Genomic DNA, 14,947 nt, shown 5'->3' with positions numbered 1-14,947 from the left:
AATGGTCAGGCGTTGTTCCAGCTATTTTTGACCATTCCTGACAACACCTGACTATATCTGACCAAGTATCGCTCGTGCGCTTTCTTCGTCCCGTTTCAATTGCGCCACTAGCGCGGGCAATCCGTCGAACTTTTGCTCAGGGCGCAGAAACTCCCGAAATTTCAGGGTCATGTGTTCACCGTAAATATCCTTGTCAAAATCAAAGATATACGTTTCGATGGTTTGATGCGTACCAGCCACCGTAGGGCGGAAACCGATATTGAGCATTCCTCCCAGGGTTTGTCCACCATACTCTACCTCAACCGCATACACCCCATTGGCCGGAATGAGTTTGGTGGGATCATCGACCTGCATATTAGCCGTGGGGAAGCCAATGGTACGCCCCAACTGACGCCCTTTTACAATGGTCCCTGTCAGATTGTACGCCCGTCCCAGCAGCCGATTGGCGGTACGAACGTTGCCTTCGTTCAGAGCCGCCCGAATTTTAGACGAACTCACCCCTACGGCATCGACATCCTGCCGGGGTATCTCTTCAACTTCAAATCCATACTCACTCTGGTGGGTGCGGATGTACTCAAATCCGCCTTCACGGTCCCGGCCAAACCGATGATCATACCCAATCACAAGTTTTTTTGTACCGATTTTATCGATCAGAATCTGCCGAATGTATTGCTCAGATGTCAGCTCAGAAAACGAACGCGTAAATGGAATAACCACCAGATGATCGACCCCTGCCTGATCGATCAGTTCAATTTTTTCGTCGAGCGAGGTCAGCAAGCGCAGGTTCTGACTATCGTTGGACACAACCGTTCGCGGATGCGGCCAATACGTAATCAGCACCGACTCGCCCCCACTTGTTTGGGCTATCTCAGTTAGCCGTGCCAGAATTGTCTGATGGCCTAAATGAACCCCGTCAAACGTACCGCTGGTAACTACCGCATTGACTAAAGGTTGTATGTCGTTGAGACCTTTATAAATAATCATGTTTCCTTGCTAATCGTCAGTCATTGGGTCGTCAGGGGTTGCAACCAATACTATTGCGGACTGCTGCCTGTTGACTCACGACGTATCTTTATAAACTCGTCGAGGGTATAGGCTTCTTCGATACGAAAGTTACCAATGCGCGTTCGACGCAGACTACTCATGTAAGCGCCGTTGTTGAGTAACAACCCCAAATCGCGTACGAGACTGCGAATATAGGTGCCTTTCGAACACACGATGCGAAAATCTACTTCAGGGAAACGGCTGGCATCCGTTTCAAAAACCGAAACCGTTACCTGTCGCGCTTTAATCCCCCCCTCTACCCGATCAGCGGTTTCGCCCCGTCGGGCTTTTTCATACAGACGTTCACCATTGACCCGTACAGCCGAATAAATGGGTGGTACCTGTAGGATATCGCCCGTCAATTGTTGAGCTGCCGACCGAATCTGGTCGGGCGTAATTCCGGTTGTATCGAATTCAGCATCGAATGCGGTTTCCAGATCGACCGAAGGGGTTGTTTTGCCCAGAACGAGTGTACCCGTATATTCTTTTTCCTGCGCCTGATACTGATCAATCTGTTTGGTCATTTTTCCTGTACAAAGAATCAGTAGACCCGTTGCCAAAGGGTCAAGCGTACCGGCATGGCCTATTTTCTTGAATTTACAGGCGTATTTTAACTTGTTGGCCACATCGAACGATGTCCATGTAAGCGGTTTATCAATCAGGATAACCTGGCCAGGATCAGAAGCAGGACTTAATTCCGTTTGTTGTAACACAGTAATACATGAAGAAACCACAAAGATACACAGAGGAAAGCCCTTTGTGTGCCCTTGTGGTTTGTTCGTGTAGGGTTATACACTACTTTTAAAGAACATCCAGCTTTACACCAGCCGCTACTAAGCCCAGCAGTACAAGTCCAAGCACGATTCGATAATACCCAAAGACTTTAAACCCATACCGGGTCAGGAAGCTAACAAAGCCCCGAATTGCCAGCATGCCCACAACGAAAGCGATGGCATTTCCGATTAGCAGCGTCTGATAGTCGTCGGGCTGAAGCAATTTGTAGGTTTTCAGCAGTTTATAACCCGAAGCCGCAGCCATCGTGGGCACTGCCAGAAAAAATGAAAATTCGGCTGCCTGCGCCCGGGTCAGCCCCTGAAACATACCCCCAATAATGGTTGCCGCCGACCGCGATACTCCCGGAATCATGGCTATACACTGAAAAAAACCGATTCGGAGCGCATCAGGCACGGTAACATCGCCATCTTTGGGCGCTCGGTTCACGATTCGATCAATAAAGAGCAGTATGATACCACCCACCAGCAACATAATGGCAACGACCGTAACGTTTTCAAGGAGCGAGTCAATGAAGTCATTCAGCAAAAAGCCGATAACAGCAGCTGGCAGAAAGGCAATCAGAATTTTGCTATAAAAATCGAGCAGAGGCTGCCAGCGGGGAGGAAATGATTTCAGGTAACTGGGTATCGTAAAATCACCAGTACGAGGATCGGTCAGGAAGCGACGATGATACAGAACCAGTACGGACAGGATACAACCGAATTGAATATCAACCGTGTAGAGTTTGGTGAATTCATCACTGGCAATTCCAGCCAGCGATGAGTAAATAATCATGTGCCCCGTTGAGGAAACCGGCAGAAATTCGGTTAAGCCCTCAATAATCGCCAGTACTATTGCGTGAATCAGCTCCATTAACTAGTTATAAAGTTATAGCGTTGTAAAGTTGTTGAGTTGCCGTCAGAGAATGATAGCAGCAAAACTACTTTACAACGCTATAACTTTATAGCACTTCAACTGTATAACTTTACTTAATGTTACGCTTTGGGGCGAGCAAGAATGGCAAAGAATTCCAGGACAAAACCGGCCATCACCACAATTGGGCCGAGTGTCAGTCCTAAAAAGCCAAACCCAAATTCCTCTTTATCGAGGCTCATGATGAAAAAGCCCGCCAGAATAACCCCTATCCCAATAAGCATAAACACATAGTTTTGCTTTCCGAACGGGAGTGAAGAGGCTACCGCAGAACGCAGCGGTTCGCTACTTACTGGCCGAATGGGCGTACTTTTAGGAGCAGCCGTCGGCGTTGCTGCCGTTTTTTTGGCCGACTCTTCGCGGGCGAGTGTGGCTGAACCAGCCTGTTTATCTTTTGCCATCGTTTTGTCTATTTAGAATGGATACTGAATAGTCGAGCACGCCAATTAGTTGAGAAGTCTCCTATCAGCACATTGCTCTTTTATGCATTACCCCATTGATTCACTAGTTAGTAAAGTTCGTCCAACGTCAGGCCCAGGTACCGATTTACGGCCTGAAACGTACTCAAAAAGCCAATCAGTATACCTAATCCAACCACACCTGCCATCAGAAAAGCGGTCTTTTCCGTATCCTGAAACATCCCCACTTCGGGCAGGTTATGTATGGCAATCTGTAAACTAATCAACAGAAGAGCGACCGCAATTACTCCGGCCAGAAACCCTTGCCACATACCCCGTCCTAAAAACGGCCGGGTAATAAATCCGTTGGTGGCCCCTACCAGTTGCATACTCCGAATGAGCATACGCTGTGAATGCAACGCCAGCCGGATTGTATTGTTCATCAGCACCACAATGATCACCAACAGAATAACCGCAAATGCCGACATGACGGCGTAAATCTTGGTAATATTCCGATTAATGTTGTCGACGAGGTTTTCCTGATATACGACCTCAAACACACCATCTATTTGCTCCAGATCCTGCTTTACCTGCTGCAGTTTCGCTTCTTCGAAATACCCTTCGTTGAGTTTGATCCTGTAGCTATCATGCAGAGGGTTCTCCCCTAAAAACTTCGAAAAATCCTCTTTGGTTTCGGCAATGAACGCTTTGGCGGCTTCGTCTTTCGTTACCAGAACCACCTGCGGCTTCCCGTCGGTTTTCAGCACATAAGGTCGTTCGGCAATGGTCTGAAAAAGTTTTTCCACTTTTTTCTCATCCAGATCTTTATCCAAAAACGCCCGGATTTCATAATTTTCCCGGATGTAGGTCACCAGTTTTTTCGACTGAATAGCCAGCAAACCGCAAAAACCAATTAAAAACAAAGCCAGCGTCAGACTAAACAAAATCATACCGCTGGGATAGGCACCAACTTTCTTTTTTATACGAGCCATTCAGGGGTTCGTGTTATGTGACAAAAATATGGAATTCAACTGCTGAGCGGTCGAATTTAAGAAAATTTAAGTGAAGCACAGAGGTACAAGGCCAGGCAATGCAAATTATGCCTCCCCCCGCGCTCCTATACCGCTGCCTGTCAGCACCTCTTCCAGGTAACCAACCTCAACCAGATACAGGCCATTTGCCAGCACGGCCCTTCCGGCTGCATTCCGGTCTTTTGCCTGGATGATCTGCTCAAATTGATGAAGGTTCAGCCGTTGTTGGCCTACTTCAAGCATCGTGCCGACAATGGTACGAACCATGCCCCAAAGGAATCGATCGGCCCGAATATGAAACGTCAGGCTATCCTCGTTTATGCGCTCCCAATAGGCAAAATCGAGCCGACAATGAAAATGATTGACATTGGCCCGTGCCTTGCTGAAACTTTGAAAGTTCGTGTATTTCAGTAAACGCTGGCAGGCTTCGTTCATTAAGGCGTCGTTGAGCAAGGGTCGAAAATGATAGGTTAATCCATACTCAAAAACGTCCTTTTGACGAGTAATATGGTATTGGTAATACCTGAACAGGGCCGAAAAACGCGCATGGTCCGTCTTCCGGACCGGAAAGATGGACCGAATCGCTATATCTTCTGGCAGTAGGCAATTCAACGAGTAAATAAACGCTTCGGATACATGTAGCTGTTCATCGGTGTCAAAATGGGCGAACTGCTGCCGGGCATGGACCCCCGCATCTGTGCGGCCACTACCCACTACATAAACGCGTTTGCCCAATCGCTGGCTGAGGGCCCTTTCCAGCGTAGCCTGAACACTCACGCCCACCGCCTGTGGTTGCCAGCCACAGTAGGCCGTTCCCCGATACGACAGTTCAATAAAATAGCGCATAAGGGACAAAAGTAGTTATTGGCAGGCATTCAATGGTCATTAAGTAGTCATTCCTGGTCATTGATTGTTAATAAAAAGGTGTTGCTGACGAGAGGCTGATCAATAACCAGAAATGACAAAATGAAAACGCCACATACCCATTCGGATATGTGGCGTCGCAGGTACTGCTTCACTCAATTATTTATCGGGGACCGCGTTGATGACGCTCACCAAAGCCTCCTCCGCCCTGTTGGGGTTGAGTTTGTGGCTGGCCTTGGCTATGCTGTTGTTGCGGAAACGACTGGGGTCGGCTCTCCTGCATCCGCTGGAAACCACCGCCACTCTGACCACCCGGCATAGACTGACTATTCATTTGAGGTTGCCGCTCAACCCGTTCAAAAGATCGGTTCGGTTGTTGCTGAAACCCACCTCCTTGTGGAAAGTTCCGTTGCTCATACCCACCCATTCTACCGCCGTTCGGAAATCCATTATCACCTTGTGGCGAGTTGCCGGGCGAATAGTTACCACGGTTAGGTGCCGGAACTGGGGATGGCGCTGGACTATTTCCCGAATTAGGATCAGGGGCATTATTGAAACCGCGATTATTAAATCCACCATTTCGCTCCGTTGGGAAACCATTGCTCCGGTTCGGGCTACCATTATAATCGCGGTTTGAGTAATCCCGGCTGGGAGTGTTACTGCTACCATCGTAGCCTGGACGATTGTTGTTGAAATCGCCATTGTAACGTCCACCCCGGGAGTAAGCCGCGTTATTGCCGTCATACTCCCGGCGAGGAGCATTGTTGAACTGGCCATTGTAATCGCGGCCTGGGTTATGCGCCATGGCAGAACCCGGTCGATAAAAGCCCACCGAGCCATTGCCCACCACCGAACGTCCTGGCCGATCCATATGCTCGACACGATACACCGGAATGCTTTGACGGGTTACCCGTTCAATATCGGCTCTCGGAGGTCCATACGCATAGGCACGCCCACTGCCCCGGTAGTAGTTGTTGATAATTGTCGTTTGCTGGTAGACATTGACCACGCGTGGACGCGGCACACAATAGCTGTACAGATTTGGACTGGTGATGTAAATCTGGGGTACGAAGTTCCAGTAAAACGATGGAATATTGATGTTGATGTTAATATCCCAACCTGGTGCCAGTGGGGCCCATCCATAGTACCCCCCGCCCGATCGCCAGGACACCCAGGCCGGAGCCCAGTCGCTACCCGGAACCCAAAGCCAGCCACCGTAGGCCGGATCGTAAATCCAGCGCCCATAGTGAAACGGTGCCCATCCCCAGGCATAATCCGACACCCAGGTATTACCGTATTCGGTCATGACCCAGTGACCCCCACTGGCATATGGCTGAAAATCAGGCCCGGCATTCGGCAACCATACATTCCCGTAGCCCGGGTATTGCATCCACTGCCCATAGGGAGACAGCTCGTTATAAAACGACTCAACTGGCACCGTTACGCCCGGTTGAGCTGCGGCTTCCTCTGCCAAAAACGGACTCAATGCCAGTACGGTCAGGAAGGCGAGCCGTTTTATTGTTTTTAGTATATTCATGGCGATTCGTTCGTAAGCGGTGAGTACTGACACTCATCATGAGTTAGACTCATTTGCTATAAAAACGTTTAACGAATCGCTAAAAAATCTGGTATAAAAAACGCCCCCCTGAAAACTCAAAGTCCAGGGGGGCATTTTTATAGCCATTTGAACCAGGCTATTACGGTTCGTTTGTAATAAACATCTTTGGTTTGGGAGCCTCAATGCCATCTTTGCCAAATTGTCGGGCAATATTTTCGAGCATATAATAATAGGTTTCCCAGTAGGTATCACTCTTGGTCCACACGCGCACGTCGTAGTCGCGCGAGTTGGCCCCTAGTTTGGTAATCAGCACATCATGTTCACGATCTTTAACGGCATATGGACAGGCATTAACCACTTTCTGAATCGATGCTCTGGTAGCATCCAGATCATTCTGGCTCCCTACGGTATACACCTGATCGACCCGAATAACTCCTTTTGTACTGATATTCGTAATGGCCGAAGTCGACAAAGCTCCATTGGGCAGAATAATCGTTTTGTTATCGAGCGTTACCAGCGTCGTATCAAAAATACGGATGGCCTCAACATTCCCTGTAAAGCCCTGGGCCGTGATTAAATCCCCTACACGAAAGGGCTTAAAAATCAGGATCAGTACCCCACCGGCAAAATTGGACAGGCTTCCCTGCAATGCCAGCCCAACCGCCAGGCCAGCGGCTCCGATGATGGCAACGAACGAGGTGGTCTGCACGCCCAGTGTACTGGCAATACTAAGCAGCAGCAAAACCCTTAACAAGCCATTGACCAACGATAGCAGGAAAGGTTGTACGTCCCGATCAACGTGCCGTTTGGTCATGGTAGTAGCCAGAATTCGGGTAATCCAGCCAATAGCCCAAAGGCCCACAATGAGCGTCAGGATTGCCAGCAGCACGCGGCCACCATAAAGCGTAACAAAGGTTACTACCTGCGTGTAAAAAAGTTCCAGTCGGGTTTGCGCCTGTTGCATAATGAAGGGGGATTTGTTTGACAATCAGACGCTCCCAGCCTCAAAAGGTAACTTACTGACAGGCTCCTTTTCACTGATAATTTAATCAGCCTCCGATAGCCAGCCCCATTCTGCTACATCCTGTTTCACAACCAGTTCTTACGACGGAAGATCCAGACGGTCAGGGCCGATGATACCACCATCATAGCCAGTGCAAATACATAACCGTATTTCCAGTGTACCTCAGGCATTTCATCGAAGTTCATTCCCCAGATGCTGGCCAGTAAGGTTGGCGGCAAAAAGACCAGCGATACAACGGTAAAGATTTTGACAACCCGGTTCTGCTCCAGGTCGATCAGACCCAGGTAGGTATTTTGCAGGAACTCCAGTCGTTCGAAAATAAAATTCGTGTGTTCGATCAGCGAATTAATATCCTTGATCAATGTGCGTAATCGTTGTTGCTCCAGCTCATTGAACCATCCGTCGGAGCGAATCATCGACGAAATAACGCGCTGTTTATCAACCACATTCTCCCGAATCAACATCGTCAGTTCCTGGTAATCGTTGATATTCAGCAGCATTTCCCGATCCAGATTAGCGTCCAGATCGAGCATCCGATTGATGGCTTTGATTTCGTTCGATACCAGTTCGATCAAATCGGCATCATAGTCGATCCGCGATTCGAAAATGGAAATCATAATCTGCGCTCCGTCGCTGAATACAGCCCGGCGCGACTTGATGCGCTTCACCGTATCGGCAAACGATTTGAGGTCGGCATTTCGGTAGGTGAACAGCGTATCGTCTTTCAAAAGAAAACTCACCGGAACATTCACATACCGCTGTTCTTTATCGGGAATCAGAAAGTTGGAGTTGGCGATCAGAAAATCATCTTCTTCAATGTAGCGCGAACTACTTTCAATTTCCAACTGCTCCTGCTGACTCAGAAAATCGACATCGAATTTTTCTTCGACACTCTTTATTTCGGACGCGGTTGGGTTTTGCAGATCCACCCAGAGAGTCCGTTCGGTGTCGGAGAATGAATCAATGTCCCTAATTTTTCGGACGGAGGTTTCGTCCTGCTGAAAGATACGAATCATAAGCGTTGGCCGGACTGATTATCCGACCGCAAAGTTCGTAGAAAAGCCCGGACTGACGCTCCACTCAGTAATCTATTATTCCGTTCTATCGTCCATTAGCCACTTTACGAAGCTGATAAAATAGCTTTTCCAGTAAGCGGCTATCATCCGTCAGAATATCGGCCGACGCCGACATGCCTGTTTTATAGGCTAACGCCTTCCCATACGTGGTACGGAGGCCATTGGGCAAAATAACCTTCGCCAGAAACACACTATCTTTTAGTGGTATATCGGCAATCGAAGCAATACGTCCTCGTACTGCTCCATATTCCTGATAAGGATACCCTATAAATTTTACCAGTACTTCCTGCCCTGGCTTTACCTTACCGGCATTATACTGAGATACACGTAGCTCGCCAAAGTAATTCGTGCCCGGCGGAGCCACATAAAACAATTCCTGATTGACCGCAATAGTCTGAGCTTCCTGTAACATACCAACGAAATACACTCGGCCTGATACCGGAGCGGTAAGCACGTACTTCTGTTTCCAGGCATCTACTGCACTTTGTAGCGTGTTTAATGATTGCAAAAACTTATCACGTTCTTCGGCCACCTGCTTATCTAATTCCAATAATTCTTTCTGCTTTGTCCGCTGTGCGGTCAGGTTATTAATTAAGGCCGAACGGGTTTGCTGGTAAGGCAGTTTACGAGTAATCACTTTACTTTCTTCCCGTTTCAGGTCCAGCGGTGCAATCACTTTTTCACGGGCCAACCGTTGCTGAATAGCGTACTCTTCCTGAGCCAGCGTCAGATCACGCTCCTGCACCTGCTGCTGATCCTGTAAGTTCCGGGCCAATGCTTGCAAATCGCTAATTTCCTGCCGCAATAAGGCTTTCTTCTGACTATAAAAACCATTCGCCAGATACGCCCTTATCTGAATATGAGCCTGCTCGAATGTCTGATACGCGTTTTGTAATTCGCCCAGTCTCGGATAATTTGATAAATGCAGTTGCTCAAGTCCTTCCAGATTACCTAACCTGGAGGTACCACGGCTGGCTATCGCCCATGCCTTAGTTAATTCCTGCGACAAACGTAATACATCCGTATGGTTAGCCGTACTTTCTAAATAAGCTAGAGGTGCACCTGCTTTTACAACGTTGCCTTCTTCGGCCAGCAATTTAACGAGTTTGCCCTCCGTACGGCTCAACACCGCTTTAGGCGCATTGACCGACGTAAGGCGAAACGAACCACGCACCAAATCCGGGTAATGCACCATCCAGGCACCCGCAAACACAATTAGAACAACTAAAAAGACAACAGTAATACCCCAACGCAACAACCATTTGGGGGGGCGCATCAAAAGCTCCTGTACCTCTTCGGAACGAAGCTCAGTGAAATAGTCTGAACCGTAATTTATGTGATTTAACTGATTCATCTGATTTTGTTGATAGGTGTAGCAGGTTTTTAACCTTTAATAACACCAAGTGATAGCTATCAAAGCGAAAATGATATGAAGAAATCAAGACAATCAGTTAAATCACAAAAATCCGGGTTCAGACAAGCTCCAGTTGATTTTTTACCAATCGCCAGTAGTCTCCCTGTTGGGCGACGAGGGTATCATGTGTACCTATTTCCGTAATCCGGCCTTTATCCAAAACCAAGATCTGGTCGGCATGACGTACCGTACTCAGTCGATGGGCGACAACCACTACAGTACGTCCCTGAAAGAATTCGCCAAGTTGCTGCATGATGGCAGCTTCGTTGTTGGCATCCAGGGCATTGGTAGCTTCATCAAAGAAAATATACTTCGGCTGTTTGTAGACCGCCCTGGCTATCAGAATTCGCTGCCGCTGCCCCTGGCTAATGCCATTGCCTTCGGCTCCAATCTTCGTATGAAGCCCTGATGGTAATGAATCGATAAACTCGTTCAGGTTAGCGACCCGAACCGCATGAGCCAGCCGCTGTGCATCGATGCGGTCAACGCCCACGGCAATATTCCGGGCAATGGTATCCGAAAAAATAAACCCGTCCTGCATCACAACTCCACACTGACTTCGCCAAAAGGCATGGCTGAGGTTGGTTAACCTCACCCCCGCCCCCTCTCCTGAATTCAGGAGAGGGGAGTCCCCTCCCAGACGAATTTCGCCTTTTGTCGATTCATAAAAGCGGAGCAGCAATTTAAGCAGGGTTGTTTTCCCACTACCACTCATACCGACAATGGCGGTTGTTTTTCCCTCCAGAATAGATAGGTCGATGCCTTCTAAAACGGGCTCATTACCGGCTCCGGGGTATTGAAACGCGATATTTTTAAGCTGTAAATTCCCGAATTGAGGTAACGTATTGAGCAAGGGCTGTTCGGTGGGTTCTTCGTCGGTAAGGGTGTGAATTTCGTTCAGTCGTTCCAGACTGATTTTGGCATCCTGCAGGCTCTGAACAAAGCCAATCAGTTGCTCAATAGGGCTGTTCAGTTGCCCAACAATCTGTTGCATAGCCAGCATAGCCCCCAGGGACAATTGCCCACTAATGACAGCCTGTGCGGCCAGAAACGTAATGAAAATATTTTTGCCTTCGTTGATCGTGAAGGCTCCGGCCTGCTGGTATTGACTCAGGGCAAGCCCCTTCATTTGCAAGCGGAACATCCGCGCCTGCAATCGCTCCCAGGACCAGCGCATGGGCCGCTCGGCACCCGCCAGCTTGATTTCCTGCATGCCCTGAATCAGTTGCACCAGACTACTCTGATTCTTAGCCGCCAAATCGAACCGCTTAAAATCGAGCTTCCGGCGTTGGCGCAAAAACAGCATCACCCAGCCGACATACAACAAACTCGACACCAGAAAAATACCGAAGATAGCCAGATTATATAAGGCCAGTACCAACCCAAAAATGACGAGATTAATCAGCGAAAACAGCACCGACAGCGTTTGGCCGGTCAGAAAACTTTCGATGCGGTGATGGTCGCCAATGCGCTGCATCAGATCGCCAAACTGCTTGCTGTCGAAAAACGACACAGGCAGTTTCATCAGCTTGATCAGAAAATCGGATAGAATACTGAGGTTGACGCGGGTACTGATGTGGAGCAAAATCCAGCTTCGGATAAACTCGACCGACAGTCGCCCGGCCATCAGCATCAGTTGCGCCCCCAATACCAGATATACAAACGGCAAATTCTGCGTATTGACACCCACATCCACTACTGACTGGGTCAGAAACGGAAACAACAATTGCAGCCCACTGCCTACGGCCAACCCCAAAGCCAATTGCAGCAATAGCCGTTTGTACTGCCACAAATAGCTCCAAACTCGACCGAAATTGTAGGCCGTTGTTGGTTCGTCGTCCTGCTCAAAAAACGCCGGTGTAGGCTCCAGCAACAGCACTACCCCTTCCTGACTCCCCTTAGTTTGGCTCGACAGCCAATGCTGGCAAAACTCTCCCGCCGAATACGTAACCAACCCCTTAGCCGGATCGGCTACGTAAACGGTGCCTTTTAGCGTAGGGCTTGGGGGTGAGGGCAGAGGAGTTGGGAAGGACGGTGGAATGATAATTTGCCCCTCATTGACCTCAAAATCGGAGATGAACGGTCCGGCCTGTACGTCTACTCCAAGACTGTCGATTTGAACAGCTTTTCGGCCCCCTTTAATACGACTTAGCCAGCCACCTTCTGCGCCTTTTATAGCATAAACCACTACAAAGTGATTCTGATCCCAATGCACAATACAAGGCATGGGCGCTTCGGCCGCTAATTTCTCAAAGGGAATTTTTACGCCCATTGTCCGAAACCCAATAGCCTCAGCCGCTTCCGAAATACCCAGCAACGACACCCCCTCTTTCCCTATCTGCGCCTTCTCCCGCAACGATTGCGTCGTAAACGTCCGTCCATACTGTTTTGCTACCATCCGCAAACAGGTAGGGCCACAATCCATCTGGTCAAGTTGGGTGTAGTGAGGAAAGGTGGGCATTGTCTGCTATTATTTCAATAATTTGTCAAACATTTCCCTAATCATAAGATCACTGGGTTGGGGCGCATCTGTATTAATCACATTCCCTTTTCCCTCGATCAACAAGTAGCGCGGAATAGGTCGATATAGTATTTTTTATAGCTTTGATGTCTTACAATAAGGGAACAAGAAGCTTTTTTCGTTGAAAGGCCAATCTGATTCATCGCCCGCTCCCAAGAAGCCGGATTTTCGTCTATGGATATGTAAATAAAATTTACCCCTTAGATTTATATTCCTCACTTAACTTTTTAGAAACGGCCATTTCAGCCCAACAAGACACACACCACGAAACCCACAAGTCAATATAATTAATAGTATGATATCTGTCCGTATTTTAATACAGTGGCAAATTATATATAAACTTACTTTTCAGTGGGACTTTTTCACCCAATTTATTTTTGGCAACAAGAGACACTTGCAATTCATAGCGATCTCCAGGCCGAGCCATTGAATAAAAAACATTCATTGGCTCAGTTCCTCCAGGCTGCCAGATAGTGAAGGCAGTAAATTTATTATAGCGAAATAATGTAACCTTTGCTTCGCTAATGATCAGATCAACATCGTATTTTTTTGCGCTAATAGAAGATTTGTCAAAAGAAAAAGAAAAGTCTCTGAGCTTAATATCCTTCCTAACACCAGCCCAATCACTAATTAAATTCTGATCTGCATAAACCTGCACATTGTTTAACTCATTGAGTGTCTCTATTGTGTCATCAATCGTATTCTGCCCAAAGCTATTATTGAACAATAATAAGAAACCAATAATTTGGGTTAAATTTAAATATTTTTTCATAATAATTTAGCAATATTTCGCGAAAAATTCAATAGATTTTCACAGTTTAAAGTTTTATTAAATATGCAAAGAAACTCTGTTCTTTGATCGAAAATTTATCAATAAATTCAAAATCAGGCCAAAGATATAAATTCGCAATAAAAATTGCCATTTTTTTGTCGTAATTAAATTTTCCAACAGAAAGAACTGTCAAAAGAAACCTATTGTCATGCGTAATCCCTATAAAACTATGTAGTAAGTAATGTAGGAATTACGCATAAAAGTGCTTTAATATTTAAGCACCTGTCAACCTACACCAACGCACCAGGCTGGGGGCATGCCACCACACATCGAGACTAGGTCCGCGGAAGTGACTGTGCCACCTGTCGTAATTGTCATCCCATTCGGGCACCCACAATGTATCATTCCCAAACCATCTCCACTATAAATACCTCCATAAGTATCTGTCCCACCTTTAATAACTTTCATTTGTTCTTTCGCAAGCAGATTATCTGCAAATTGCATTAAGATTTTTTTCATGATCGAAAATGTGTTTAAAAATGATTGATCTATTATGATTCGGCCAAATCCGTGTTCAGTTGCCAATCAATGATCGGCGTTATTACTACTCGTTTACGCTTTCTGGGCAATGGGCAATCTGCCAGTAGATTGACTATCTTTTGCTTAATTTCTGCTGAATTTTCTTTTCGCAAATCACCTTGCACGCCCCACCCATTCGCTACCACTCTGGCTGTATTACCGGGGTGATCTGCATCCAGGTTCAGTGGATAGGCCAAAATAGGTATGCCTGCCTGTACGCATTCTAGTATAGAGTTTGTACCTCCGTGCGTAATCATTAAATCACAATGGAGAAGCAGTTTTCGCTGCGGCACCCAATCAACTACGGATATGTTCGTTGGTAAATTTTCAGGTTTATTCGTATAGAGCTGTTTATCCGCTATAATTAAATGTATGGTGGATAAACCTTCAACAGCAGCTATCAGTTTCGTTAAAAATCGAGTTGCCGGTATTGCATTGCCTGCACTCAAGGTACCTAATGAGGCATAGATTAATTGTATTTTCTTATTTTGTCTATTCTGAAGAATTAGATCGATTTGGCTCCAAAAAACATAATCTTCTAACTCTCCCTTCTGCTGATAAGGCTGATAAAAAAAGCGTTCATTCGTTCCAATTTTATACCAGATATACTCCATTTCCCGCGGCACTAAATGAACAATAGGCACATTTCGGAGCCCATCATATATCAAGTTTACAGGATCTAAGAGTATGTTGGGAAATCATCTTTGGCAATAAGTCTCGATTCGTTGTAACATGATCTGGCTATTGGCCAGATACAGCCAACTGACCGAAGAAGATGCTGTATGCTCATAGTCTTTGACGATTCTCCGAAAATAGTTCGTCCAGGCAATGCTTCGTTCCACTACCCATCGTTTGGCCACCGGTACAAAACCTTGGGCTGATTCAGGCCGCGACGCTTTCTCAAAATCGATACTCCAACGGTCAAGCTCTTGAGCAAACACGCCGTTGTAGGCTTGATC

Annotated in this window: 14 protein-coding genes and 1 pseudogene; all 15 read right to left on the bottom strand. The window is 47.1% G+C overall.

From position 1 onward, the window contains the following. Positions 1-51: 51 nt before the first annotated feature. Positions 52-984 carry a bifunctional riboflavin kinase/FAD synthetase gene (locus B153_RS0123175; protein ID WP_020599138.1) on the bottom strand — a complete coding sequence of 311 codons (933 nt, stop codon included), beginning with the start codon at positions 982-984 and terminating at the stop codon, positions 52-54. 50 nt (positions 985-1,034) lie between these two features. Continuing rightward, positions 1,035-1,757 carry a tRNA pseudouridine(55) synthase TruB gene (gene truB / locus B153_RS0123170; RefSeq protein ID WP_020599137.1) on the bottom strand — a complete coding sequence of 241 codons (723 nt, stop codon included), beginning with the start codon at positions 1,755-1,757 and terminating at the stop codon, positions 1,035-1,037. A gap of 88 nt (positions 1,758-1,845) precedes the next feature. Further along, positions 1,846-2,691 (bottom strand): undecaprenyl-diphosphate phosphatase, encoded by an 846-nt coding sequence (locus tag B153_RS0123165; protein ID WP_020599136.1) that lies wholly within the window; start codon positions 2,689-2,691, stop codon positions 1,846-1,848. Between the two features lie 122 nt (positions 2,692-2,813). Further along, the gene (locus B153_RS0123160) at positions 2,814-3,152 is read right to left on the bottom strand and encodes a DUF3098 domain-containing protein (RefSeq protein WP_020599135.1); all 339 of its coding nucleotides are present in this window, start codon (positions 3,150-3,152) and stop codon (positions 2,814-2,816) included. A 107-nt stretch (positions 3,153-3,259) separates the two neighbouring features. Further along, on the bottom strand, positions 3,260-4,141 hold the full coding sequence (locus B153_RS0123155) for a cell division protein FtsX (protein WP_020599134.1): 882 nt from the start codon (positions 4,139-4,141) through the stop codon (positions 3,260-3,262). Positions 4,142-4,246: 105 nt separating this feature from the next. Beyond that, entirely contained in the window at positions 4,247-5,026 is a 780-nt protein-coding gene (gene truA, locus B153_RS0123150) for a tRNA pseudouridine(38-40) synthase TruA (RefSeq protein WP_020599133.1), read from the bottom strand. A gap of 181 nt (positions 5,027-5,207) precedes the next feature. Beyond that, positions 5,208-6,581, bottom strand: a complete 1,374-nt coding sequence (locus B153_RS0123145) for a DUF6600 domain-containing protein (protein WP_020599132.1) — start codon at positions 6,579-6,581, stop codon at positions 5,208-5,210. A gap of 160 nt (positions 6,582-6,741) precedes the next feature. Then, a complete protein-coding gene (locus tag B153_RS0123140; protein ID WP_020599131.1) occupies positions 6,742-7,566 on the bottom strand; it encodes a mechanosensitive ion channel family protein in 825 nt (274 codons plus the stop codon). Between the two features lie 125 nt (positions 7,567-7,691). Next, positions 7,692-8,642, bottom strand: coding sequence for a magnesium/cobalt transporter CorA (gene corA / locus B153_RS0123135; protein ID WP_020599130.1), 951 nt, complete (start codon positions 8,640-8,642; stop codon positions 7,692-7,694). A gap of 85 nt (positions 8,643-8,727) precedes the next feature. Next, the gene (locus tag B153_RS0123130; protein ID WP_020599129.1) at positions 8,728-10,056 is read right to left on the bottom strand and encodes a beta-barrel domain-containing protein; all 1,329 of its coding nucleotides are present in this window, start codon (positions 10,054-10,056) and stop codon (positions 8,728-8,730) included. 118 nt (positions 10,057-10,174) lie between these two features. Then, entirely contained in the window at positions 10,175-12,577 is a 2,403-nt protein-coding gene (locus B153_RS0123125) for a peptidase domain-containing ABC transporter (RefSeq protein ID WP_020599128.1), read from the bottom strand. A 373-nt stretch (positions 12,578-12,950) separates the two neighbouring features. Further along, positions 12,951-13,409 (bottom strand): hypothetical protein, encoded by a 459-nt coding sequence (locus tag B153_RS0123120; protein WP_020599127.1) that lies wholly within the window; start codon positions 13,407-13,409, stop codon positions 12,951-12,953. A gap of 285 nt (positions 13,410-13,694) precedes the next feature. Next, positions 13,695-13,928 carry a hypothetical protein gene (locus tag B153_RS0123115; protein WP_020599125.1) on the bottom strand — a complete coding sequence of 78 codons (234 nt, stop codon included), beginning with the start codon at positions 13,926-13,928 and terminating at the stop codon, positions 13,695-13,697. A 32-nt stretch (positions 13,929-13,960) separates the two neighbouring features. Further along, positions 13,961-14,602 carry a glycosyltransferase gene (locus B153_RS0123110; RefSeq protein WP_026262383.1) on the bottom strand — a complete coding sequence of 214 codons (642 nt, stop codon included), beginning with the start codon at positions 14,600-14,602 and terminating at the stop codon, positions 13,961-13,963. 84 nt (positions 14,603-14,686) lie between these two features. Then, a pseudogene (locus B153_RS0123105) lies at positions 14,687-14,947 on the bottom strand (IS5 family transposase); the annotation flags it as partial.

This window comes from Spirosoma panaciterrae DSM 21099 (assembly GCF_000374025.1).
Lineage (GTDB): Bacteria > Bacteroidota > Bacteroidia > Cytophagales > Spirosomataceae > Spirosoma > Spirosoma panaciterrae.
The sequence above is the reverse complement of the archived record's forward strand: the minus strand, read 5'-3'. Positions and strand labels throughout refer to the sequence as shown.